Origin of the sequence: Chitinophaga hostae (genome assembly GCF_018224885.1) — a bacterium.
In the GTDB taxonomy this organism is placed as follows: Bacteria; Bacteroidota; Bacteroidia; order Chitinophagales; family Chitinophagaceae; genus Chitinophaga; species Chitinophaga hostae.
This window is the reverse complement of record NZ_JAGTXB010000001.1, coordinates 241,965-267,506: the sequence shown is the minus strand read 5'-3', so window position 1 is coordinate 267,506 and position 25,542 is coordinate 241,965. Positions and strand designations below refer to the sequence as shown.

At 46.2% G+C, this 25,542-nt stretch carries 21 protein-coding genes; 10 read left to right on the top strand and 11 right to left on the bottom strand.

The annotated features are described in order from the left end of the window. Positions 1 to 46: 46 nt before the first annotated feature. The 3 genes from KE626_RS01115 to KE626_RS01105 form a co-directional block, all read right to left on the bottom strand. Complete coding sequence (locus KE626_RS01115; protein ID WP_211971006.1) at positions 47 to 781, bottom strand: helix-turn-helix domain-containing protein; 735 nt, start codon at positions 779 to 781, stop codon at positions 47 to 49. A 36-nt stretch (positions 782 to 817) separates the two neighbouring features. After that, positions 818 to 1,960, bottom strand: coding sequence for a formimidoylglutamase (locus tag KE626_RS01110; protein WP_249207186.1), 1,143 nt, complete (start codon positions 1,958 to 1,960; stop codon positions 818 to 820). A 116-nt stretch (positions 1,961 to 2,076) separates the two neighbouring features. Next, entirely contained in the window at positions 2,077 to 2,325 is a 249-nt protein-coding gene (locus tag KE626_RS01105; RefSeq protein WP_089764628.1) for a hypothetical protein, read from the bottom strand. 363 nt (positions 2,326 to 2,688) lie between these two features. Between KE626_RS01105 and KE626_RS01100 the strand changes: the two genes are divergently transcribed. After that, entirely contained in the window at positions 2,689 to 3,783 is a 1,095-nt protein-coding gene (locus KE626_RS01100) for a glycosyltransferase (protein ID WP_211971005.1), read from the top strand. Positions 3,784 to 3,864: 81 nt separating this feature from the next. On the opposite strand, the gene KE626_RS01095 is transcribed toward KE626_RS01100, so the two are convergent. Beyond that, the gene (locus KE626_RS01095) at positions 3,865 to 4,194 is read right to left on the bottom strand and encodes an arsenate reductase family protein (protein ID WP_211971004.1); all 330 of its coding nucleotides are present in this window, start codon (positions 4,192 to 4,194) and stop codon (positions 3,865 to 3,867) included. Positions 4,195 to 4,291: 97 nt separating this feature from the next. Here KE626_RS01095 and polA point away from each other — a divergent pair, with 97 nt between their 5' ends. From polA to KE626_RS01080, 3 genes are all read left to right on the top strand, one after another. After that, positions 4,292 to 7,108: a DNA polymerase I gene (gene polA / locus KE626_RS01090; protein ID WP_211971002.1), complete on the top strand. Its 2,817-nt coding sequence runs from the start codon at positions 4,292 to 4,294 to the stop codon at positions 7,106 to 7,108. 147 nt (positions 7,109 to 7,255) lie between these two features. Continuing rightward, a complete protein-coding gene (locus KE626_RS01085; RefSeq protein ID WP_211971000.1) occupies positions 7,256 to 7,780 on the top strand; it encodes a GNAT family N-acetyltransferase in 525 nt (174 codons plus the stop codon). Positions 7,781 to 7,908: 128 nt separating this feature from the next. Beyond that, the gene (locus KE626_RS01080; RefSeq protein ID WP_211970998.1) at positions 7,909 to 9,054 is read left to right on the top strand and encodes a C1 family peptidase; all 1,146 of its coding nucleotides are present in this window, start codon (positions 7,909 to 7,911) and stop codon (positions 9,052 to 9,054) included. A 185-nt stretch (positions 9,055 to 9,239) separates the two neighbouring features. Here KE626_RS01080 and KE626_RS01075 read toward each other — a convergent pair whose 3' ends face one another. Both KE626_RS01075 and KE626_RS01070 read right to left on the bottom strand, forming a co-directional pair. Further along, complete coding sequence (locus tag KE626_RS01075) at positions 9,240 to 9,536, bottom strand: hypothetical protein (RefSeq protein WP_211970996.1); 297 nt, start codon at positions 9,534 to 9,536, stop codon at positions 9,240 to 9,242. Positions 9,537 to 9,548: 12 nt separating this feature from the next. After that, entirely contained in the window at positions 9,549 to 10,166 is a 618-nt protein-coding gene (locus KE626_RS01070; RefSeq protein ID WP_211970994.1) for an L-threonylcarbamoyladenylate synthase, read from the bottom strand. A gap of 169 nt (positions 10,167 to 10,335) precedes the next feature. On the opposite strand from KE626_RS01070, the gene mtgA reads away from it, so the two are divergent. Continuing rightward, positions 10,336 to 11,052 carry a monofunctional biosynthetic peptidoglycan transglycosylase gene (gene mtgA, locus KE626_RS01065; protein WP_211970992.1) on the top strand — a complete coding sequence of 239 codons (717 nt, stop codon included), beginning with the start codon at positions 10,336 to 10,338 and terminating at the stop codon, positions 11,050 to 11,052. Here the strand turns inward: mtgA and KE626_RS01060 are convergent, their stop codons facing one another. The 4 genes from KE626_RS01060 to KE626_RS01045 form a co-directional block, all read right to left on the bottom strand. Beyond that, positions 11,053 to 11,574, bottom strand: coding sequence for an AAA family ATPase (locus KE626_RS01060; protein WP_211970990.1), 522 nt, complete (start codon positions 11,572 to 11,574; stop codon positions 11,053 to 11,055). Then, a complete protein-coding gene (gene pnuC, locus KE626_RS01055) occupies positions 11,571 to 12,194 on the bottom strand; it encodes a nicotinamide riboside transporter PnuC (RefSeq protein WP_211970988.1) in 624 nt (207 codons plus the stop codon). Before pnuC ends, KE626_RS01060 begins: the two co-directional genes overlap by 4 nt. Before the next feature lie 81 nt (positions 12,195 to 12,275). Beyond that, on the bottom strand, positions 12,276 to 13,970 hold the full coding sequence (locus KE626_RS01050) for a PNGase F N-terminal domain-containing protein (protein ID WP_249207184.1): 1,695 nt from the start codon (positions 13,968 to 13,970) through the stop codon (positions 12,276 to 12,278). 136 nt (positions 13,971 to 14,106) lie between these two features. Continuing rightward, positions 14,107 to 14,703 carry a NifU family protein gene (locus KE626_RS01045; RefSeq protein WP_211970986.1) on the bottom strand — a complete coding sequence of 199 codons (597 nt, stop codon included), beginning with the start codon at positions 14,701 to 14,703 and terminating at the stop codon, positions 14,107 to 14,109. Between the two features lie 152 nt (positions 14,704 to 14,855). Between KE626_RS01045 and KE626_RS01040 the strand changes: the two genes are divergently transcribed. From KE626_RS01040 to KE626_RS01025, 4 genes are all read left to right on the top strand, one after another. Next, complete coding sequence (locus KE626_RS01040; RefSeq protein ID WP_211970984.1) at positions 14,856 to 15,371, top strand: ferritin; 516 nt, start codon at positions 14,856 to 14,858, stop codon at positions 15,369 to 15,371. A gap of 59 nt (positions 15,372 to 15,430) precedes the next feature. Then, entirely contained in the window at positions 15,431 to 15,883 is a 453-nt protein-coding gene (locus KE626_RS01035; RefSeq protein WP_211970983.1) for a methylglyoxal synthase, read from the top strand. Positions 15,884 to 15,978: 95 nt separating this feature from the next. Beyond that, positions 15,979 to 17,841: a mechanosensitive ion channel family protein gene (locus KE626_RS01030; protein ID WP_211970982.1), complete on the top strand. Its 1,863-nt coding sequence runs from the start codon at positions 15,979 to 15,981 to the stop codon at positions 17,839 to 17,841. An 88-nt stretch (positions 17,842 to 17,929) separates the two neighbouring features. Then, complete coding sequence (locus tag KE626_RS01025; RefSeq protein ID WP_211970981.1) at positions 17,930 to 19,468, top strand: glycoside hydrolase family 10-like protein; 1,539 nt, start codon at positions 17,930 to 17,932, stop codon at positions 19,466 to 19,468. Between the two features lie 18 nt (positions 19,469 to 19,486). Here the strand turns inward: KE626_RS01025 and KE626_RS01020 are convergent, their stop codons facing one another. Continuing rightward, positions 19,487 to 20,575, bottom strand: a complete 1,089-nt coding sequence (locus KE626_RS01020) for a hypothetical protein (protein ID WP_211970980.1) — start codon at positions 20,573 to 20,575, stop codon at positions 19,487 to 19,489. A 398-nt stretch (positions 20,576 to 20,973) separates the two neighbouring features. On the opposite strand from KE626_RS01020, the gene gltB reads away from it, so the two are divergent. Further along, positions 20,974 to 25,503 (top strand): glutamate synthase large subunit, encoded by a 4,530-nt coding sequence (gltB, locus tag KE626_RS01015; RefSeq protein ID WP_211970979.1) that lies wholly within the window; start codon positions 20,974 to 20,976, stop codon positions 25,501 to 25,503. Positions 25,504 to 25,542 lie beyond the last annotated feature (39 nt).

The window sequence follows — 25,542 nt, the reverse complement described above, 5'->3', positions numbered from 1 at the left end:
AAGATAATAGAGGAAGAAGGAACTGGTTTGGAAAAAGGCGACAAAATTAAAACCCGGAAGGGGGATGTCCCGTGTAGCGCTTTACTGCATTTGTCAGATGCGCGTGATCATAATACCCATGTTCAATAGCAATATCCAATAAGCTTTTGTCTTTTTTATTATGGGTGATGTCCGGGAAAACATGCTGAAACCTCGTGATATTAATAAACTCTTTAGGAGTGATGCCGATATATTTATGAAAACTTCTTTCCAGTTGCCGACGGGTGGTGTGATTCTTTTGGGCCAGTGCATCCACGGTGATTTGTCCTCCCGTTTCTTTAATACATCGTACAATAGGGGAAAGATCTTCTTTAGGTATGATAAGTCGTTTGAGAAAAAATGTGTTTAATTCCGCAAACGACAACTTCTCCATTTTGCTGATATCTGGTGCAAGCGCTTTTTCCAGTTCTACTGTTTGCTCTGTAATTTCGGCCAGCGGCAAATAGTTATAAAACCGGGAGAAGGCGCCTGGTTTAAAGCACACGCCGACCAGGTGATTTCTTTCGTTAAGATAGGTTTCTTTATACGAAGTCATAGCGCCTGCCAAATAAGAGCGCCTGGGCTGCATGGTTAGCGCCCCGTTGTCGGTAATGCATTTTTCACCTACATTCAATACGAGGCCAGGGCTCCCGTCCGGAAAAATGCGTTCTGTATGCATTTCGCTTCCGGCGCCTTCTATTGACCAAAAACAATCAATATAATCCGCCAATGCATGATGTGGTATGACCTGTTTATAAATCATGAAGCTTACCCGGTTTTAGAGAAAGACGGCTACTGCTCAGAGTCTTTCCTGGTGCCGTAACCAGCGTTCCGGCATTTCATTATTACTGGCCATGAGGTAGTCGTTATAGGCGCAGGGTACAAATTCCCTGTCAGGTAACTGCATCCACCAGCGGCCGGTTTTCTTGCTCTTCAGAAAAACGGTTTCTATATCGGAGAAGGCTATATGAAATTCCCAGAAAGCATCGCGGTCATCCAGCAGGGCTTCCTTATTTTTTACGGCGCGGCCATCCATAAAATACCACATCATCTGTGCTATCTGCCGTGCAGTAAGTTGTTCTTTATCTTTTTCAGGGCGATACCCATAAATACCGAAAGAGGAGAGGCGGCTGCTCATGCCCGCATACCTGGCCAGGGAGCAGGCTTCTTCGCCACTGAATCCGTTTGGCGACAACTGGTTGGCGGGAGCATCAGTATGGCGGATGATATTGATATCAAGGCTGAATAAATCGGAGTGGCGCAACACTGGTTCTGCTTCCTCCATGTTTTCGCGGATACGTCCCAACCGGAAACAATCGAAGCGCAGTTTATCCAGCGTTTCTAACATGCGCGGATGTACGAAATAACTTTGGAATCCGAGGTGATTGTAATGCCGCAGGTAGTTGGGTTGTTCTGTAAGTATATCCATTAAGAAACGCTCGCTGCGCACATTAGAGTCTTCTTTCAGATCTATCAGCGCATCTGCCACAGTGGCTTCAATAATTAGCTGCTGGGAAGCATACGCTTTATATTGCGGGTAGGTGAGGTCGTGAGAGCCTCCGAGTATAATCACTGTTTTATTGGCGGCCAGTAATTCCGCCACCACTGTTTTCATCGCAGCATACGCATCAGCGAGAAATGCGCCGGGTAAAAGGTTCCCTACATCTGCCAGTTTAATATCACGGTGCCAGTTATACAACCGGAAAAATTCACGGCGAATAGCATCCGGACCACCTGTTTCTGTTTTGCCGGACAAGCTTCCTCTTTCTTCTCCCACTCCCAGCAAAACGATATCGGCGGCATCAATATCAGGCTGGTGCCCGTCTTCATACGCATCAATCACACCGCCCACCTGGTACGGATCATACTCCTGGTCATCATTAAGCAATGCCTTGGAAACAGGATTCAGAAAATCCTGCAGGTGCGAAAAATCTGCCATCATTAAATCGTATTTAATTGATGGCAAACGTACAACAAGAATTTAAAAAAAAGCAAAACAAAGCAGATAAGGCAGCGGGTCAAAGCTACTATAACGGGAATTTTGTAGAGGTAAAGCTACTAGTTCTTGTGAATAATAAATTCGAAAGGCTTATGCGACTTGCGTGAAATTGCTTTTTCCAGCACCGATCGTTTGCTGGTAATCCGACTCTTGTTACAATCCATAACTTCCATAACTGCACAGAGATAATCCATCGTCTCAATCAACGAAAGCATTTCGCTGATTTGTCTAACCGCAGATTGTATCTGCTGCTCCGTGTACCTATCTTCATGTAGCAAGATTAATAAATCTCTATCTACAGGTTTCATGAATAAAAAATTTGACTGTTCCCCGAAATATTGTTTGGCCAGGTATCAAGGATAATTCAACAAAAAGATAAGGCAAAATTGTTAGTTGTCAGTTGTTGCTAAAGTCTTCGTTCGTCAAACACATTTCTATTAGTGCATCCTTTTTTTATTCATGGTAGGACAACCGCAATCGTTCTTCTTAAAAACTTTACAACCCTCCATCGCCAAACTTCCACAAAGAAAAATGACTACGATCCATTTTATACTTTTCATACTGCAGTTTATATACTTAGCTATTATTTAAAACCTGTCTAAAAGAGTTCACCTTTTCTTAACAATGCCCATTTGTAATTTAAGCTAAATTCGTAAAAAATTTTAAATTATTTGTCCACAATCCGAACCGCCCGTAAAATTCTTGTAATTCCCCTGGATTGGGGTCTTGGCCATGCCACCCGGGACATTCCGCTCATCCATGAAATGCTAAACGCAGGTTGTCAGGTTTTTATTGCTGCTGAAGGCAAACATGCCGCCCTGTTACAGCAGGAATTCCCCCAGCTGACTATATTTCCCCTTCCCGGCTACCGCATTCAGTACGCACAAAAAGGGCAGCATTTTGGACTGAAAATCATACAACAGATTCCCAAAATATACCGCACCGTGCAATACGAACAACGGTGGCTGAAGAAGATAGTCGCTGAGTATCAAATCGATGCAGTTATTTCAGATAATCGTTTTGGCTTATACCATAAAAAAATCCCCACTGTTTTTATCACACATCAGCTGCTGATAAAAACACCTTTCGGCGGATGGATAGAGCGGACGCTGCAAAAAATAAATTATCGTTTTATTAACAAATACAGTGCATGCTGGATCCCGGATTTCACCGGTAATAATAACCTTTCAGGAGAACTGGCGCACCCCGCACAATTACCTGCGCATACCACCTACATCGGGTGTTTGAGCCGTTTTGAGCCCAAACCGGATGTTACAAAAAAATATGACCTCCTGGTGCTGATCTCCGGACCGGAGCCGCAACGCTCCAACCTGGAAAAACTGATCCTGGACCAGATCAAGCCACTGAAGATCACCGCCCTGATTGTAAGCGGTAAACCTGGCATCCCCCACCACGCAGAAGTGGCTCCCGGTGTTACACAGGTTAACCACCTGAACGCCAGCGAACTGAATGAAGCCATGCTGGCTTCGGATATGGTGCTGAGCCGCTCCGGTTATACCACGCTGATGGACCTTGCCAAACTGAATAAAAAAGCCATCCTCATTCCCACTCCCGGACAATCAGAACAGGTGTACCTGGGAGAATACCTGATGGAGAAAGGATATTTTTATTCCCTTTCACAGGAACAGTTTAACCTGAAAACGGCACTGGACGAAGCGTCCCGCTTCCCTTTCCGGTCATTTCACCATGACCAGGATATGAACCAGTATAAACAGGTGGTACAACAGTTCATTGCTTCGCTGTAATATATAACACAACAAACGGCTGCCCGCGAAAACAGGCAGCCGTTTATTATCTGAACCAGCAATGGTGTTCAGCAACCCTGGCTAAATATTTTTCACATCCGCCCCGATAAAGATCTTCTTACCCACTATCGCCACCGGGCGTTTCAGGAAAGAATACTCCTGCAAAATCAGATCGCGGTAGTCCGTTTCCTTCAGCTCCTTTTCGTGAAGTCCCATTGGCCTGTACTGCTGGGACCTGCGGCTAAACAGTGATTCATAACTACCGGAAAGGGTATGCATTTCATCGAGTTGAGCGGGGGTGATTTTATCTTTTTTTATGTCCTGTAAAACAAAGCCCCGCTCTTTTGCATTGGTTTCTTCCAGTATCTTTTTGCAGGTACTGCAGGTAGACAAATAATAAATTTTATTCATTCTTTACTTTTTTTTCAACGTTAAAGTTACACCCTCACCGTATATTGTGGTACTATCTTAATTTTGCAGATTCAAATTAAATCTTGTAGGTTTAGCGATGGAAAAGAAATTATTTTTACTGGACGCCATGGCACTGATTTACAGGGCTTACTACGCCCTGATCAGGAATCCCCGCATCACCACTGCGGGTCGGAATACCAATGCGCAGTTTGGTTTTACCACTACTTTACTGGATCTCATCAATAAAGAAAAGCCCACTCATATGGCGGTTGCGTTTGACACGCACGCGCCAACAGAGCGTCATACCACGTATACCGACTATAAAGCCAACAGGGAAGATGCGCCGGAAGATCTCCTGGATGCATTACCGGATATAAAACGCATCATTGAAGGCTTCAATATTCCCGTGGTGGAACTGGATGGCTACGAAGCAGACGATGTGATCGGCACACTGGCCTGGCAGGCTGCAGATGCAGGTTATACCGTATACATGGTTACCCCGGATAAAGATTACGGACAGCTGGTCAGGGATAATGTCTTCATATACAAACCTCCCTATATGGGCAACAAGGAGGAGATCATGGGGCCTAAGGAAATATGTGAGAAATGGCAGATCAAAGATGTACACCAGGTAATTGATATCCTCGGCCTCATGGGCGATGCCGTGGATAACATTCCGGGCATTGCCGGCATCGGTGAAAAAACCGCGATGAAATTACTGGCGCAATATCATTCCCTCGAAAATGTGCTGGATAATGCCGACGCCATTGGCGGTAAAATGGGAGAGAAGATCAAAGCCGGTCGCGACAACGCGATTCTTTCCAAAGAGCTGGCGACCATTATCACCAATGTACCGGTCAGCTTTCATGAAGAAGATTTCTGTATCAAAGATTGTGATAAAGAAAAACTTACCGGCATCTTTACAGAGCTTGAATTTAAAACACTCGGCAAAAGAATACTGGGAGAGGGCTTTGGTGGCAGTGCCGGCGCCGATATCAAACCCAAAGTAGTGCAAACAGATTTGTTCGGCACCGCTGTTGTAACAGAAGAAATAACCGTAGCCACCGAAGTAATTGAATCCGTTAACATCCTGATGGCGGATAAAAATATCCACAACACACCACATCAGTATGAAGTGGTGGATACCGCAGAAAAAAGAACCGCCCTTTTGCAACAATTACTGCAACAGGAAGAAGTTTCATTTGATACGGAAACCACCGGCACAGATGCCAATGAAGCTGATATAGTGGGAATGAGCTTTGCCTTTAAAAAAGGAGAAGCTTATTACATTCCGCTGCCGGCTGACAATACCGCTGCCCGTGCTATTATCCACGAATTTATACCGCTGTTTCAGCATAAAAGCATTTTACTGGTAGGACAGAATGTGAAGTACGACATGCTGATCCTGAAGTGGTATGGTGTGGATGTTACTACCGCAGTGTTTGATACCATGCTGGCGCATTACCTGATAGAACCGGAAGGCCGCAGGAGCATGGATGTATTAAGCGCCCAATACCTTGGCTACGAGCCCGTTTCCATTGAGTCGCTGATCGGCAAAAAAGGGAAGGGACAAGGTAATATGCGGGATGTGGAAATAGAAAAAATAAAAGAATATGCTGCGGAAGATGCTGATGTAACACTGCAACTGAAAGAAGTATTTTTACCTATACTCCCTGAAAAGGCAGTGGACAAAGTGTTTTACGATATAGAGAATCCATTGGTACAGGTGCTGACCGACATGGAGTATGAAGGCATTGCCCTGGATACCCAGGCACTGGCAGATTATTCGCGCGAGCTGGAAAAAGAAATCAAACGGGCCGAAGAAAGCGTATATGAACAGGCTGGCGTGCGCTTTAAACTGGCATCCCCCAAGCAACTGGGAGAAGTGCTGTTTGAAAAACTGCAGCTGGATCCTAAAGCAAAGAAAACACGCACAGGCCAGTACGCCACCGGGGAAGATGTGCTGCAAAAGCTTTCCAATAAACACCAGATCGTAGAAGACATTCTCATTTTCCGAGAGCTGAGCAAGCTGAAGTCTACCTACGTAGATTCATTACCGTTACTGCTTAATAAACGCACCAACCGGATTCATACTTCGTATAACCAGGCGGTGGCTGTAACAGGCCGGTTAAGCTCCAATAATCCTAACCTGCAAAACATTCCCATCCGTACCGACAGAGGCCGTGAAATACGCAAGGCCTTTATTCCCCGCAATGAGGAGTACGTGTTGCTGTCGGCGGATTATTCGCAGATAGAACTGCGTATTATTGCGGCCATCAGTGAAGACAAAGAAATGTCGGCGGCTTTCAGATCCGGTACCGACATTCACGCAGCCACTGCCGCCAAAGTATACAATGTGGAACTGGATGCCGTAACGCCTGATATGCGCCGGAATTCGAAGAGCGTAAACTTCGGTATTATCTACGGTGTAAGTGCATTTGGTTTGTCCGAAAACCTGGGCATTCCGCGCGCGGAAGCAAAGATGCTGATCGATAACTATTTTGCACAATACCCTTCCATCAAACAGTACATGGAAGACCAGGTGAAATTTGCGCAGGAAAACGGTTATGTGCAAACACTGCTGGGTAGAAAAAGATGGCTGAAAGATATTAATTCCTCCAACGCAGTAGTACGTGGCTTTGCCGAAAGGAATGCGATTAATATGCCTATTCAGGGTACCGCGGCCGATATGATTAAGTTGGCCATGATATCGATCCATAAAGCATTTAAAGAACGAAATCTCAAATCCCGCATGCTTTTGCAGGTGCATGATGAATTGGTTTTTGATGCCCATCGTTCCGAATTAGAAATTATTAAACCCCTTATATTAGATCTGATGCGTAGCGCCCTGCCATTGTCTGTTCCCGTAGAAGCGGAAATGGGCATTGGTAATAACTGGCTGGAAGCACATTGATCCGGCTTTCAGGAATTAACTTTTAGCTGTTAGTAAATGCTGCGAAGACCACATAACGTCATCTTCGCAGCATTTACCAACAGCTAAAAGCTAAAAGCTTACCGCTTACCTCTTGTATTTCCCAAAACAGTTTACTAGTTTTCAAACATGATCCAAACACCTCGACTACAATTGTTGCCGTGCTCACTTGAGCATTTCGAATTGCTATTACAGGGCAACGATCACCTGGCCGACCTGCTTGGCATATCTATTCAGGAAGGGTGGACAGAGTATCCCGAAATGGTCCTGGTAGCATATGATAAGTTACGTAATGATCCTGCCATGCTGGGCTGGTTCTTTTACCTGGTGATTCACCGCGCCGACAAGCGCCTGATTGGTGCTGGTGGCTTCAAAGGCAAACCCAATGGCGATGGACTGGTAGAAATAGGTTATGAAATAACCTCGGATTACCGGGAAAAAGGCCTGGGTACCGAAATGGCCGAATCCCTGATCCGCTTTGCTTTCGGACATTCTTATGTAAAACGCGTAATAGCACATACAGAGGAAGAATATAATGCATCCGTTAAAATATTACAAAAAGCAGGAATGCGATTTGTAGGTACAATTAAAAATAAAGAAGGAGAAGACCTCTGGGAGTGGGAAATTACCCGGAGTCAATACCAGGAAAGATAACCGTAATTCGCAGGAACAATGTAAAACAAGTAGCTGTAGCAAGCTCCGTTCATCCATCTTTTCATCTGTCAAGTAGCCGCTTTCCCTTATTTTTGGTCCTTGTTTTTAAAAACTTATCATTATACACCATGAAGAAATGGATAATGTGTGCCGCCATGCTCAGCAGCATAGGAGCGTTTGCACAAAACAATACCAACGTAGAGGGAAGCAAATACCAATTCACCGTTTTGAAGAACCTGGATGCAGGCGATGTACAGAACCAGGGACGTACCGGCACCTGCTGGTCATTCTCCGGCCTGTCTTTCTTTGAATCAGAATTACTCCGCAGCGGTAAAAACAAAGGCCTGAACCTTAGCGAAATGTACGTAGTGCGTAAAATGTACCCGCTAAAAGCAGCCAACTATGTACGCATGCACGGAAAAGCCAACTTCGGTGAAGGTGGCGGATTCCCTGACGATCTGCTATGCCTCCGCGAATATGGCCTTGTACCACAGGGCGTGTACGATGGCAACAAAGGAAAAATGTATAACCACGCCGAAATGGAAAGTCTCCTGGAAGGTATGGTCAACAAAATAGGTAATGCTACCGGCACCATCAATCCAGACTGGTCAAAAGCTTTCGACGGCGTATTGAATGCTTATATGGGAGATGCCCCCGAAAAGTTCCAGTATAACGGTAAAAGCTACACGCCGCAGTCTTTTGCAAAAGATCTGGGCCTCAATGCCGACGACTATGTGCTGATCTCTTCTTTTACACACCACCCTTACAACTCCCAGTTTGTACTGGAGGTTCCGGACAACTGGAACTGGGAAAAAGTGTATAACGTAAACCTCAATGACTTTACCGGCATCGCTGAAAATGCGATCCTCAATGGCTACTCCATTGCATGGGCTGCCGATGTAAGCGAAAAAGGATTCAATTTCAAAGACGGACTGGCAATCGTTCCGGAAAAAGACTGGGCCGATATGTCTGCTGAAGAGAGAAGAAACGCTTTCCTGGAACCCGGCAAAGAAAAAACCATCACTCCTGAATTGCGTCAGCAAGCCTTCGATAACTTCGAAACACAGGATGATCACGGTATGCACATTGTAGGGCTGGCAAAAGATCAGAACGGCAATAAATACTTCCGCGTTAAAAATTCCTGGGGAACCGATAATCCGGGCCAGGGATATTTCTACGCTTCTGAACCTTACTTCGCTTATAAAACCACCTGCTTCATGGTAAACAAAAAAGCATTACCGGCAGATATCGCGAAAAAACTGGGAATTAAATAGCTTTTAGCCGTTAGCTTTTAGTAAATGCAGCGAAGATCAACATAGTGTCGTTTTCGCTGCATTTACTAAAAGCTAAAAGCTAACGGCTAAAAGCTAAAAAGCTATTCCCATCTCCTTGCCTGTGGCAACTATATTTTGTTGATTAAATCAACTATTATCCACCAATATCAGTGTAGTAAACGGTTTTAATGTTTCCCTTCGAGCTGCTGTGTATAAGAATAGTTCCCTAACCGTACTTTTACCGGTAGACCCGTGCGTTTTTGCCACGTCCATTCCTGTTTACAGAAAAAACCAAAGTGTTGCCGGTAATAGGTATCCGGCGCCATCATATAAACCGGGGATACAGCCCGCTGGGTGGGAGGAGGATAAGTAGTTTTAACAGCCGGTAATAACTTCACCGGTTTCAATTTAAATGTTTGGGCGAAAGCCATATTACTGACCAACACAATACCCGCTGCAAATACCATCCATCTCCATATCATACAATTGATTTATCAGGTTATTTCCTCAAAGCTGCCCATCCCTTCACGGATTAATATCGGTTCCGGGCCAGTACAATCTATTACCGTCGAAAAGCCCATTCCACCAGGACCACCATCTATTACAATGTCTACCTGGTTACCAAACTTCTCATAAATAATCTCCGGGTCAGTATATTCTTCCACATAATCTTCTATGGGAAGAGTAGTACTCATCAGCGGATTGTCCAGTTCCTTTACTATAGTGCGGCAGATATTATTATCCGGCACCCTGATACCAACCGTATCCTTTTTTGTTTTCAGTAACTTAGGTACCATCTTACTGGCCGGTAAAATAAAGGTATACGGACCAGGCAGCGCTTTTTTCAACATCCTGAATATGGGCGTATCCACGCTTTTAGCGTAATCAGATAAATGACTCAGGTCGTAACAGATAAAAGAAAACTGTGCCTTTTTCGGATCAATATGCTTGATCCTTGCTACCCGTTCTATGGCTTTGTGTTGGGTAATATCGCAACCTAAACCATATACCGTATCAGTAGGGTAGATAATGATCCCTCCATCTTTCAAACATTCTATGATCGTTTTTATATGGCGCGGATTCGGGTTATCTGGATGTACATTTAATAGCATATATTAAAATTACGGTTTTTGGACGGAAGCCGAAAGCAAAAAGCAGAACGCAAAAAGCTATTATGTAGATCAGCTACTATTATTATTCTACATAATAGCTTTTTGCCTTCTGCTTTTTGCTTTCAGCTTTTTAATCTACCTTTCGTCCCGATTTTTGTAAACCTACGCGATGAATTTAAAAGGCATTGTACCCAGAACGTGGAGGAGATTGAAGAGAGTACTACTGGTTTTAATTGTTGCACAATTTGTATATATCATCCTGTTAAAATGGGTGAATCCGCCTATTACCATCACTGAAATCTCCAGCTGGTGCAGCCTCTGGGGAACGGATAAAAAGCTCCAGAAAACATGGGCAAGCTATAATGAAATTTCACAGCATGCCAAACTCGCAGTGATCGCCAGCGAAGACCAGCTCTTCACTGATCATAACGGTTTTGACTTCAAGTCTATTGAAAAAGCGATGAAACATAACCAGCAGAGTAAAAAAATAAAAGGCGCCAGCACCATCAGTCAGCAGGTAGCCAAAAACGTTTTTCTCTGGCAGGGTCGCAGCTGGTTCCGGAAAGGCCTCGAAGTATATTTTACTTTCATGATCGAAAAAATATGGGGCAAGCAACGTATCCTCGAAGTATACCTGAATGTTGCTGAAATGGGAGAGGGCGTATTTGGTGTAGAAGCAGCCGCCCAGGTTAATTACCATAAAAATGCCGCCAGTCTTAACCGTGAAGAAGCCGCGATGATTGCCGCCTGTTTGCCTAACCCGGTTAAATACACGATCAATCCGCCTGCAAGGATCACTAGCTACCGGCAGCGGAAAATCCTGGTACAAATGCGTAACCTTGCGCCTGATGCCGATATTATGGAACTGGTTACCGGGAGAGAATAATTATGCTTGCAACAGTTGTTCCACGGCCGCTATGGCCAATGCCTCACGTTCCTGGTAGTTGCCCCTGATATCTACCCAGTTTACTCCGGACGCCATCACAATGTCTTTATAAATATTGTAGAAATAGGTTCGCATGGCCGGGTCAGGGTATTCCCGCTGAGGATCTTCCTCCCAGGGCAAATCAATATAAGTAAGCAGGTACAGATCACAATGCTGCTGAGCAACCTGGTTTAAAATACGGGGATCGCAATGACCATATTTATGTTCGCTCCAAACCTTTATCACATAGAGATCGGTATCACATATAAGCACCTTATTCGCTTTACCGGCCTGCCGGCGTTCCAGCGCTACCTGACCGGTTGCAATTTCCAACAGGTCATGCTCCCCGTAAGGGCGATTCAGCTGATCGAGGTATTCACGGGCATACTCCGGCGTCCATACGGTATTAAAGTGTGCTGCCAGCTTTTCACTGAGTGTACTTTTACCTGTTGATTCAGGTCCTATAACAACGACTTTCTTCATTTGCGGGAAATTTCTCTTTGCTGCACCTCAGCTCTCCAGTCAAGATATCCGAATATGGCAATGATAAATAAAAAGATGGTAAGAAAGGCTGTCAGGTAAAGATGCTTGTAAAACAACAGCGGTATGGCTGCCAGGTTGGAGATGTTCAGCAATATCCAGTTTTCCAGTTTACGTTTGGCCAGTAACCACATGCCGGCACAGGCAACAGCAGAAACAAAGGCATCCATTACCGGCACATTGGAATCTGAAAACCTCGTTAGCAGGAAATAGAAAACGCCCCAGCCCACCAATGCAATGGAAGTGGCGGTGATTAATTCATTACGGCTGCTTCGCATGATAGGTGTAGATGGCGTAGTGGGGCCTTTCTTTGCCCAATATACCCAGCCATACACACTCATTACAAGATAGTAAGCATTCAGGGTGGCGTCGGCATACAGCTTAAAATGCTCGCGCGACAGCAGGTAGGTGTAAATACCAGTACTGATGATACCGGTAGGATATACCAGGATATTATTATTTTTTTGAAAGATAACCGACAAGACAGCAAAGCATACCGCCATTCCTTCCAGCCAGGTCATCTGATGTAGCCCTTCTAAAAAGCCCTGGTATAAATCATTCATGGTGCAAAAATGGGTGATTATGCGCAGATTACTGCCATGACTGCTGCGAATGGTTTTTCGCTGTAGTCATGGCAGCAGGAATTATTTCTTTTCTCCGATCAGCGTTCCGGATACATTCCAGAAGCTCTGGCTGCTGCCTTCAGGTTTGCCTTGCGGAATGGCTACCTGTATGGTATGTACCCCTGGCGTAATATCCGGCAGGGAAATGTATACCGGCGAAGTAAGCGTGCCCGGACACCAGTTGGAACGGCTCAGGTCTGAAGAGGATAACCCGTTGCCAAAGTTGCCCGAAGCCGGGTTAGACAAGCGATAGGTAGCGCAGTCCGTGCGCCATGGAATAAAATGATATACCCGTTTGCCATCTACAAAAATTTCATTCTGCTTAGGATTGAACTCGTCGCCGCCACCCCAGCCACCATGGCCGGTGGTCAGGAAACGCAACTGTACATTTTTAAGTCCTTCGGGAATATTCACCGTTACTTTCAGAGAGTCTTTGTCGAACAGGGTTGCATATTCCTGTCCGGCCATTTCCATCAGGTTGGTGGTGTTAAAAACCGGGGATATCCAGTTGGGCCCTGGCCTGTTTTCATCTTCCGGATCACCTGGATAATATTTAAAGCTCAGGCTTACCTTATGACCGCCCTTATCATAATTACCAATATATACACCTATCCACACATCGCCCTGGAGGCGGCTATGCAGCTCTGTAATATCCTGTTTATAGATCACGGAATCTGCCCAGTTGTAACCGGCTATCTTCACCTGGTTATTAAATTGCCGTACACCAAAGGGTGTAAAAAAGCGCAATATTTCTAATGCAGGAAGGTAATTGTCGGTGGCCACCATGCCATGATACGGTTTACCGTTGTTGGCTGTGAATAACGGCAACGCCTGTACGCCCTTTTGCAATCCGTCCAGGAAAGAAACCGCTTTATCGGCCGGGATCATAAATACCGACCCGGTGCGGTCGTATGCATCTCCATTGGAGTATTGGGCAAGTTCCGCAAAAAGGGTTTGTCCTTTTTTAACCGCGGGCAGCGATACTTTTTTTAATATCACTGTGCCACCGGCGTAATGATAGGTTTGATTAAGCTGTTCGCCTGCGGGGTTGACGGGATTGTTACCCCAACTGATCTGCTCCTGGTTAAAGACAGGCAGGGTAGTATAACGGCTGTCTATTATTTGCCGCATATAGGCGGCATCATCTACCATTTTGCCGGTGTTGACAGGCCAGTTGAGTTCTGCATCGGTTATGCTGCGCCAGGTTATTTTCTTTGCCAGTGTTTCACTATTGCCGTTGCGCACTATTTTCAGCACCAGTCCTAATCCCGGTGCAATAGTAAGATTAGGTGTTCCTTTCAGCGGGAGGGCATTGGTATACCACACCTCGATGGTATTGGAGCGGATAAACAGTTTTGCCTTTTTACAAACATGTCCCAGGATGGTGGCGGTATCCGGGAGAAGTTCAGGGGTGGTGTATTCGCTGAACGCTTTCTTTAACGTATATACGTCGTTGTTAGGTATACTTAATACCTGTAAGGTGGTTTGTTCCTGTAGCTGCAGGTACTGCTGTTCTTTTTGTTTGTTCCCGCCGGCAACGATATGGGCGCGCTGATGGTCAATAAACAGCTGCGTTTCGTTGCCCGTAACGGGCTTCCCGTTGCTGCTGAAGCCGTAGGTAATAACGGCTGATGCACTGTCCACTTTTTTTTGTTTCTGGGCTTGTGCCGGCTGCATGGCCACAGCCATGCCGGCGAACAGCAGTAAAAATCTCATGCTGATTTTTTGTTTTAATACGAAAATATCTCCTTCGCTGCTGCGAACAGCTGGAAGCTGATCGCTAACCGCTAAAAAAAAGCACAGCCATAAAGACTGTGCTTTCGTTTAACACTATCATTCACTCAACTATGGCTTATTCTGCTTCTGCCACAACTTCCTTCACTTCAGGAATCATACGCTTCATCATGCCTTCAATACCGGCTTTGAGCGTAATCATGGAGGAGGGGCAGCCTGAGCAGGAACCTTGTAACATCAGTGTTACCGTGCCGTTGTCGTAATCTTTGAACTGAATGGCGCCGCCATCCATTTCTACAGCCGGTTTCACATAGTTTTCAAGTAATTCCTTGATACGTTTTACCACGTCTGTATCGTCTGCATTCACTTCGTTGCTGCCGGTAGCTTTGGTGATCACTACTTCATCTTCGTTGATAACAGGACGGGAGTCTTCCAGGTATTCTTTCAGGAAGGCTTTTACCGTAGGAATTATATCGTTCCAGTCAGTTTCGCTGGTTTTGGTAAGCGTAATAAAGTTAGCCATGATAAACACCCCTCTAATGAAAGGGAAGCTAAACAGCTCAATAGCTAATGGCGACGGTTTAGCACTGGCTTCATCCGGGAAATCAATGCTTTTGCCAGGATACAGAAGCTTGTTTGCCACAAACTTCATCGTTTCCGGGTTAGGCGTCATTTCTGTGTATATGCTGATGATTGGATTTCCTGTTTTGATCATTTTATCCTAATTTACTTACGCAAAGGTAACGTTTTTCGGGCAGATTTTCGGGATGCATCTAAATGTACTCCATCGAAATTAACAATCCGGTTATAGGCATTAGTGATATCCCCGTCCCATCTGAATCTTCATAATTATACAAATTTTTCGCCATGTTATTAAAAGAACTTTCGCCGAAAATCCAGTCTGCGCTCAACCAGCAGGTCGAAATGGAAGCAGCCTCCTCCCAATATTATCTTGCAATGGCCTCCTGGTCGGAGGTAGAGGGCTATAATGGGGTTGCCCAGTTTTTGTACCGACATTCCGATGAGGAAAGAACCCACATGCTTAAACTGTTGAAATTCATTAATGAACGGGGTGGACATGGGCTCGTTCCGGCGTTAAAGCAGCCTGCCGTTAAGTTTAAAAATATCCATGAGATTTTTGAACAGGTGTTTAGCCATGAGCTGGCCGTTTCCAAGGAAATCAATAACCTGGTAGATATGTGCCTCAGCGAAAAAGACTATGCCACCCACAACTTCCTGCAATGGTATGTAACGGAACAGATCGAAGAAGAGCGCCTGGCCCGGCATATCCTCGACAAATTAAAACTGATCGGGGAGGATAAAGGCGGAATTTATATTTTCGACCGCGACCTGGCTACACTCGACACCAACGACAGACATTAACACATTAATATCATTCCACATTTATTTATTGCGTGTCACTTATTACTTTTGTAACAGATATGCAAACAACGAAAGTATTAAAAGCACGTAAGAGGATAGCACTGATTGCTCACGACCATAAAAAGGCAGAGCTGATCGAATGGGCTACTTATAATAAAACGGTATTAAGCCGCCACGAACTATATGCCACCGGCACCACCGGGCTGCTGATAGAGCAGGCGCTGGATGTATCCGTAAGAAAGTTACTGAGTGGCCCCCTGGGCGGCGATCAGCAGATCGGCGCCCTGGTAGCCACCGGGGAACTGGACGTTATTATCTTCTTCTGGGACCCCATGGAAGCATTGCCACATGATCCGGATATTAAAGCCCTGCTCCGTTTGGGAGTGGTGTGGAATATCCCGATGGCCAGCAACCGCGCATCCGCCGACTTCCTGTTAACATCCCCCCTGATGCACCAGGAATATGAAGCCACCCTGCCCGATTACAGCCAGTATACCAAAAGGAAGATATAGCGCCCATCTGTTTATTTTCCTTCCTTATCAGTTTTCATCGCTGCTGTGGGTAACTCCTAGCTGAATTTTCCGTATTTTAAATAAAAGCTTCGGGAATGAAAGTTGTTTTTACCCTTTACTTGAGCATCCTGCTGGTGAATATCGCCCTGTCATGCAACGCACAAACCGACACCGGCAAAATCTCCCGCGACTCGCTGACAAATACGCAACTGGTATTGACCACCCGGCTGCTCCGGCAAAACGATTCGCTGCAAAAAGCAGACGACGCTCAGAAACAAGCATTGGAGCAACAGCTGGCCCTCAGCAACGATAACGATAGCCGCAAAAAAGAACTGCAACAAAAACTCGCCGCCTTCGAACAGGCCGACTCCCTGAAAAAAGTAGCCGCCAGGCTACGCATCAACCAGCTCAAAGCCACCCATGCCGGGCTGCCCGTAGCGCCTTTCGGCGATACCCTTTTTTATGTTTATAATAAACTCGGCCCGCTGCAACCCAGCGACAGGGTACAGCATATTAACCGCAAACTGGCAACCCTCGCCGATGATCCCTTCTTCAGCCCCGATTCTATTCGGCCTATACCAAACGAAAACAATATAGACGTTGCCTATAATGAACTGGTGCTGCTGAGCGTTACCGACGACGACGCACTATGGCTCGACCAGGATAAAGCCCAGGTAGCCAAAAACTATGCGGACATTATCGGAAAAGCCATACTCCGGGAAAAGAAAGATAACAGCCTGCAAAGTATCCTGGTAAGAATAGGTTGGCTGCTGTTGATCATCGTGGTATTTTCTGCTATAGTATACGGTATTAACCGGTTGTTTAAACGGCTCCGCAAAAAAATTGTGCGGGAAAAAGACCGCTATTTCAAAGGTGTGAAAGTAAAAGAGTATGCCTTGCTGAACCAGCAAAAGCAGATCGGCATTGTGTTTAACGCACTTCGTATTGCGAGGATCATTTTTATCCTCTTCATCTTTTACATCACCCTGCCGTTTGTATTCAGCATATTTCCCTGGACAAAAGGTATCGCTGATAAACTCATCGACTGGACACTTTCCCCCGTTAAATCAATATTCCTGGGCTTCGTTCACTATCTCCCTAAATTGCTCACCATACTGGTGATCTACTTTATAACACGTTACCTGGTAAAACTGGTCAATTACCTGGCGGAGGAAATCGCTGGCGGCAATCTTACAATTAAAGGCTTTTATTCCGACTGGGCGCGGCCTACGGGCAGCGGCATCAAGTTCCTGCTGTATGCATTCATGTTTGTAGTTATTTTTCCTTACCTCCCGGGATCCGACTCGAAAATATTCCAGGGAGTATCCGTTTTCCTCGGGATCCTGTTTTCACTGGGATCTTCTTCGGCTATTTCAAATGTTATTGCAGGCTTTGTAATTACGTATATGCGTCCCTTTAAAATAGGCGACCGGGTAAAAATAGGAGAGATCACCGGCGATGTAATTGAAAAAAACCTGTTGGTGACCCGGTTACGCACTATAAAAAATGAAGAAATCACGGTACCCAATGCCAGTATACTAAGCGGCCACACCATCAACTTCACCACGTCCAGCAAGGATCTTGGGCTGATACTGCATACAACCGTTACTATTGGTTATGACGTGCCGTGGAAACAAGTACATGAACAGCTGATCAATGCCGCCCTGGCAACAGAAGGTGTTATGAAAGAGAAGCCACCATTTGTGCTGCAAACCAGCCTGGATGATTTTTCGGTTGCCTATGAAATCAATATGTATACTGACCACTCACATAAAATGGCCCTGATATATTCTGATCTGCACAAAAATATACAGGACTGCTTTAATGCTGCCGGTATAGAAATTATGTCGCCACATTTTATTGCCCACAGGGATGGCAATGCCACTACTATTCCAGCCAACTACCTGCCGGAAAACTACAAGGCGCCGGTATTTAACGTAAAGCTGGAAAAAGAATAAGTGATCTATCTTCATAAGAATCACAGATTTGTATCACATCAGCCCCGGTTTTTGCTATTTTCGCATCTTACGGTAAAAAGTAAGGCAGATGTTGAAGCAATTTATAGCAGGTATTGTTCTATCGATCATTCTGATACAGCAGGCGTGGGCGCAGCTACCTCCCAAACGCGAATTAAGAGCCGTTTGGATCGCCACTGTGGAAAATATTGACTGGCCATCCCGGCGGGGACTTAGTACAGAACAGCAAAAACAGGAGTTCATTACTATCCTAGACCAGCAGCAACGCAACGGCATGAATGCTGTGGTGGTACAGGTACGCCCGGCAACAGATGCATTTTATCCTTCTCCATACGAGCCATGGTCGGAATACCTGACCGGGGTACAGGGACAAGCCCCTAATCCTTACTACGACCCTTTGCAGTTTATGATAGAAGAAACGCATAAACGCGGGATGGAATTCCATGCCTGGTTTAATCCCTACCGCGCGGTATTCAATGCGAGCCGTAGCAGCATAGCCGCCAACCATATTACGCGGCTTAAACCACAATGGTTTCTTACCTACGATAACAAAAAATATTTTGATCCCGGTATTCCCGAAGTGCGTGAATATGTAACCATGGTGATCCGCGATGTAGTAAAACGATATGACATCGATGCCGTACATTTCGACGATTATTTTTATCCCTATCGCGCTCCCGGAAAAGAATTCCCGGATAATGCATCCTATCGTTTATATGGCGGTAATATGATGAAGGACGATTGGCGCCGCGCCAACGTAGATGCTATTATCAAGCTGCTAAGCGTAGCCATCAAGGCCGAAAAGCCATGGGTAAAATTCGGTATCAGCCCGTTTGGCGTATGGCGGAATAAAGACAAGGACGCCGAAGGCTCTTACACCAAGGGCGGGCAAACAAACTATGACGATCTGTATGCCGACATCCTTAAATGGCTGAAGATGGGCTGGATCGACTATGTAGCGCCACAGCTATACTGGGAGCGCGGCCACCGGCTGGTAGACTATGAAATCCTGCTGAACTGGTGGAGTCAGCACGGCTATGGCCGGCAAGTGTATATTGGTCATGGCGTATACCGTATTGGCAGCAACGCCGCCTGGAAAAACCCCGGCGAAATTCCCGCACAGATTGAAGAAGCCCGGACATTAAGTACTATCCAGGGAAGTATTTTCTATAGCGCCGCTTCTTTCAGGGGCAACCCCCTCGGCATAGAAACGGCCCTGCGCAATGGCGTTTACAAATACCCGGCCCTGCGCCCTGTTATGTCGTGGCTGCCGAAAGAAACACCGGAAGCGCCTTATTTCATTGATGCTTTTGAACGTCCCGGCGGCCTTGAAATACACTGGACCGACGATGATACCAGCGGCCATACAAAACAGTATGTCCTTTATCGCTTTGAGCAAAATGAAGCGATTAACGTCAGCGACCCTACGAAAATATTAAGCATTCTGCAGCAATCATCTGATCCGGAGTATAAGGATGTTACCTATGTAAAAGGGAAAACTTATACGTATGTGCTGACAGCACTGGACCGGTTGCAGAATGAAAGTCATGTAAGCGAACCCCTGCGGATGCAGATAAAAAATGGCAAAACATTATTCCTGTTTGAATAAGCGCCGGAAACAGGTGCATTAAAAAATAAATGCGCCTGTTTCCATATCTATGGCGGTAGCCTCCGGCTGTGGCTTCAATGCCGGAAAAGCGTCAGCATATTGCAGGTTACCTGACGTGCCGTGCATAATAGCAGCGCCGGCAATACCTCCCAAAAATGCTCCTGCCAGTATCGCACTTTGTTTTCTTTCGTAAGCGGCTAAATAAGTGGAAATAACATAGCCGTAATTACTCCGCTCCAGTGGTATCAACGAGGAATTCCTGAATTTAAGCGCGGCGCCGTTCTTTACCACACCCCATAAACCCGTTACCGGCAAGTCTTTCCCTTCTTTGGCAAGGATCTTTATTTTGCCGGCCTTTCCCGTAATTTCATAGGATACAATATCTGGTTTATTTTGCAGAAAGCTGGCAAAGGAAAGATATACGCCATCTTTCAGCAAACTATCTTTTAATGCGGGTACTTCCCGCTTGCGAAAATGATTCTCCAGCACCGCTCCGTAGGAGAAGGCCGGGCTTACGCCAGCGGCGGCAACTGAGTCAACGGCGGCGGCCGCCGCCAGGAAAAACTCCTTAAAGGCATTGGAGATATTGTTTTTATGTTTGTGCGTTACATCCATTCCTCCGTTCGAATGCACAATATCCATTGCTTTTAACTCCTTATACATCCCATTTACACTGATGTAGGCGGTAGCCTTTAAGCGGACAAATGCCTTTTCGCTCGTGAATCCCGTGCGTTCCCCGATCCTTAAATCTTCTACCAGCCACAGCATGGTGGGATTTCCCGGCTGGTACAGGGCGCCAAAGGTTTTGTCGGCATACTCCTGCAGAAAGGTGGTAATGTCCTTATCAGGCACCGCGGCCACTTTATTATTGAACAGTCCCGTTTGCAGAAACCCCAGGCGGGCCGTATCCCAAAGGGCGTTGACCACGGTAATCCCCGAAATGCGGATGGGTTGCTCTGTCTCGATGGAAGAGGCCTTGTCGAGACTGATCTTTTTACTGCGGGATACGTTGGCGGTGGTGTCATCTGTAGGATATTGGGCAGCGGCAGACATGGCGGCTCCAAATGAAAAAGCGAAAATTGCAGAAAAAATTAGCTTCATTGACATAGAGATGGGTATAGGTATGAATATTGGGAACGGGCTAAAACAGCTTCGGGCTTTAAGTAAATGTGACAACGACCATTATAGTGAATTTAGTCTCCTAAACTAATAAAAAAATATCAGTATCCCACCGCGTTAACATCGGATGAGTTAGTTTGAAAAAAGCGAACGCTGCCTTAAAACGGCTCCAAATTATCCTGCCGGCCCTTTCATTTTTTTAAATATTCTAAGAAAGAACATTAACTTTTTATTTTTTTCTAAATTTTAACCGTCTAACAAAAGTTTATACAAAAAATACCGCATTCCTTTAGTATCTTTAAACCGTTCCCGAATTATATCGTACACCATCACCCGCGGCGCAAGTCAGAGGGAGAGAGTGTGCCAAAGCAAAAAATCTAAACCAAATGGATGAAGTGAAGCAAACGCAAGGTTTATACCGTCCGGAATTTGAACATGATGCCTGCGGAACAGGTTTTACTGCCCACATCAAGGGTCGTAAATCCCACCATATTATTCGTGATGCCTTAACCATGCTGGAAAACATGGAACACCGCGGAGCCTGCGGCTGTGAGCAAAACACGGGTGATGGTGCAGGGATACTGTTTCAAACACCACACGAGTTTCTGTATGACGAGTGCCTGAAACTGGGTATCCGTCTGCCGGAATTTGGAAAATACGGTGTAGGCATGGTCTTCTTTCCGAAAGAACCACGCTGGCGCGAAGAATGTCGTGAGATATTCCAACGCAGCGCAGAAAAATTAGGCCTGGAGATCCTGGGCTATCGCAAAGTGCCGGTACGTCCGGATGGCATTGGTGAAACCGCCCTTTCTGTAGAACCGGAAATTGAACAGGTATTTATCGCCTGTCCTTATCATATAAGTGATCCGGAAATTTTCGAGCGCAAATTATTTGTGCTCCGTAACTACGTTTCCAAAACCGTTCGCAATACAGTGCCAAAAGAAAAGTCACTGTTCTATATTGCGTCGCTCTCTTATAAAACAATTGTATACAAGGGTCAGCTGACCACCTACCAGGTGCGTCATTATTATACCGACCTGAGTGATGAGAAGATGGTATCTGCCTTCGCCCTCATCCACTCCCGGTTTGCTACCAATACTTTCCCCAGCTGGAGATTGGCTCACCCTTACCGGTACATTGCCCATAATGGTGAAATCAACACGCTCAAGGGTAACCTCAACTGGCTGCGTGCCGGCGAAAGGGACTTTGTATCCAAATACTTCACCACTGAGGAGATGGAAATGCTGCTTCCTATTGTGGAAGAAGGCCAGTCCGATTCTGCCAGTCTTGATAACGTGATCGAACTCCTCACCATGACAGGCCGCTCTTTGCCGCATGTAATGATGATGCTGGTGCCTGAAGCATGGGATGGCAATGAAGACATGGGTGAAGAAAAGAAAGCGTTCTACGAATACCATGCTTCCCTGATGGAGCCATGGGATGGTCCCGCTTCCATTTCTTTCACAGATGGCAAAATCATTGGCGCTACCCTGGATCGTAACGGGTTACGTCCCAGCCGCTTTGTAGTTACCAAAGATGACCGTGTGATCATGGCTTCAGAAGCCGGTGTATTACCGATCGATCCGAAAAATATTAAAGAAAAAGGCCGTTTGCAACCTGGTAAAATGTTTATCGTAGACATGGAACAGGGCCGCATTATCGGTGACGAAGAGCTGAAACAACAGATCTGCTCCCAGCAACCGTATGGCGAATGGCTGAATAAATATAAGATCCGCCTAGCAGAACTGCCTGAACCAAGGGTAACTTTCAGTCACCTGGAACATGAGCAGATCTTTAAATACCAGCGCGCATTTGGTTACAGCACAGAAGACCTGGATCACATCATTGCGCCAATGGCCATTGATGGAAAAGAACCGGTTGGCTCCATGGGTACCGATACCCCGCTGGCAGTACTGAGCAACCAGCCACAACATTTGTGCAACTACTTCAAACAACTGTTTGCACAGGTAACCAATCCGCCGATCGATCCTATCAGGGAAAGACTGGTAATGTCGCTGGCTACATTTGTAGGTAACAATGGTAACCTGCTGAATGAAGATCCGCTCCACTGCCATGGACTGGCGCTGCATCACCCGATCCTCAACAACCATGAACTGGAAAAGATACGCAGTATCGATACCGGTTTATTCCAGGCCAAAACATTACATACCTATTTCAAGGCCGACGGTAAACCCGGCTCCCTGGAAAAAGGATTGGCCCGTCTTTGCCGCTATGCGGTAGATGCAGTGGAAGACGGTTTTGAAGTAATCATTCTTTCTGATCGTGCCATTGACTCCGAACACGCTGCGATGCCATCTATACTGGCTGCTTCCGCTGTTCACCACCACCTGATCCGCAAGGGTTACCGTGGCCAGGTTGGACTGATCGTAGAAGCCGGTGATATTTGGGAAGTACACCACTTTGCCTGCCTGCTGGGCTTTGGCGTAACCGCCATCAACCCTTACCTGGCGCTCAGCACCATCCGTGATATGAAGCTGAACAATAAGCTGGATACTTCGCTGGATGTAGATAAACTCAAAAAGAATTATATCAAGGCAATCTGTGATGGTCTCCTGAAGGTATTCTCCAAGATGGGCATCTCTACCCTGCAATCATACCAGGGTGCACAGATCTTTGAAATATTGGGTATCAACCAGGCCACCGTGGATAAATATTTTACCGGCGCGGTTTCCCGTATACAGGGACTCGGACTGGATGATATTGCCCGCGAAACACTGGCCAAACACTGGATGGGCTATGGCCGCAAGGAAACGCCTATTCAGCGTTTAACAGAAGGTGGTGTTTACCAGTGGAAACGCAAAGGAGAATTCCATCTCTTTAACCCAACTACCATTCACTATCTGCAGCTGGCTACCCGCATGGGCGATTATGCTGCATTTAAGAAATATTCTAAAGCGGTAAATGACCAGAGCGAAAAAGCAGCCACCCTACGGAGCCTGTTTTCGTTCAAGCCAAACCGTCCTTCTGTTTCCATCGATGAAGTAGAACCAGCTACCAGCATCTTCAAGCGTTTCGCTACCGGTGCTATGAGCTTCGGATCTATTTCTCATGAAGCACACTCCACACTGGCCATTGCCATGAACCGCATCGGCGCTAAAAGCAATACCGGTGAGGGTGGGGAAGATGAGATGCGCTATGAGCAACTGCCTAACGGCGACTCCATGCGTTCTGCTATCAAACAGGTGGCCAGCGCCCGTTTCGGGGTTACCAGCTACTACCTGACCAATGCCGATGAGTTACAGATCAAGATGGCACAGGGTGCTAAACCCGGTGAAGGCGGACAGTTACCAGGTCATAAAGTAGATGAATGGATCGCGAAAACAAGGCACTCCACTCCGGGTGTGGGCCTGATTTCACCGCCTCCGCACCACGATATTTATTCTATCGAGGATCTGGCGCAGCTGATCTACGACCTGAAAAATGCGAACCGCGCTGCCCGTATCAGTGTGAAACTGGTATCCAAGGCTGGTGTAGGTACTATTGCCGCCGGTGTGGCAAAAGCCCATGCCGATGTTGTACTGGTGTCCGGCTTCGATGGCGGTACCGGTGCATCTCCGGAAAGCTCTATCAAACACGCAGGGTTGCCATGGGAACTCGGTTTGGCCGAAACTCATCAAACCCTCGTAAAAAATAAACTCCGCACCCGTGTAGTGCTGCAAACAGATGGTCAGCTGAAAACCGGCCGTGACATTGCTATTGCTACTTTACTCGGAGCAGAAGAATGGGGTGTGGCTACCGCAGCGCTGGTAGTTGAAGGTTGTATTATGATGCGCAAGTGCCATGTTAATACCTGCCCTGTTGGCGTTGCTACCCAGGATCCGGAACTGCGCAAACGCTTTACCGGCGATCCGCAACACGTAGTAAACCTGTTCACCTATCTCGTGGAAGAACTTCGCGAAATCATGGCTGAACTGGGCTTCCGTACCATTAATGAAATGGTGGGCCAGGTTGGTTGCTTACAGGTACGTGATAACATCACCAACTGGAAGTCACAAAAACTGGATCTCTCACCAATATTATTTAATGAAGCGCCAGCCAATGAAACCGGTCTTTACAAACAGGAAGAACAGGATCATGGCATCAGCGAAGTAATAGACTGGCAACTGCTGAAAGCAGCACAGCCTGCACTGGAAAAGAAAGCCAGGGTATACCAGCAGTTCCCTGTAAAAAATACTGATCGTACCATCGGTACCATCCTTTCCAACGAAATATCCAAGCGCTACAAGAGCGAAGGATTACCGGAAGACACCCTGCACTTCAAATTTATAGGATCCGCAGGCCAGAGCTTCGGCGCTTTCACCACCAAAGGTGTTACACTGGAACTGGAAGGAGAGGCTAATGACTACTTTGGTAAAGGGTTGTCTGGCTCCAAACTGATCCTTTATCCACAGGGAGAAGCAGGATTCAAGGCAGAAGAAAATATTATCGCAGGTAACGTTTGCTTCTATGGAGCTACTTCCGGAGAAGCCTACATCCGCGGTAAAGCAGGTGAACGTTTCTGTGTACGTAACTCCGGTGCCACGGTAGTGGTAGAAGGAGTAGGAGATCACGGTTGCGAGTACATGACCAACGGTAAAGCGGTGATACTGGGTGAAACCGGTCGCAACTTTGGTGCAGGTATGAGCGGTGGTATCGCCTATGTATACGATGTGAAAGGCACATTCGCCAATCACTGCAACCGGGAAATGATTGACCTGGATCCGCTGGCACAGGAAGATGTAGCATTGCTGCAGGACCTGATCACTAAACACCACGCCTACACGAACAGTACCGTGGCGAAGTTTATCCTGAAAGACTGGGAAAACCAACTGCGCCACTTCGTAAAAGTATTCCCGAAAGAATACAAGGCTGTGTTGAAAGCAGGGATAGCTCAGGGCCAGAAAGTGGGTCACTAAAAGAAACAATAACATTCATCATCAAAATATCCCTTTCAG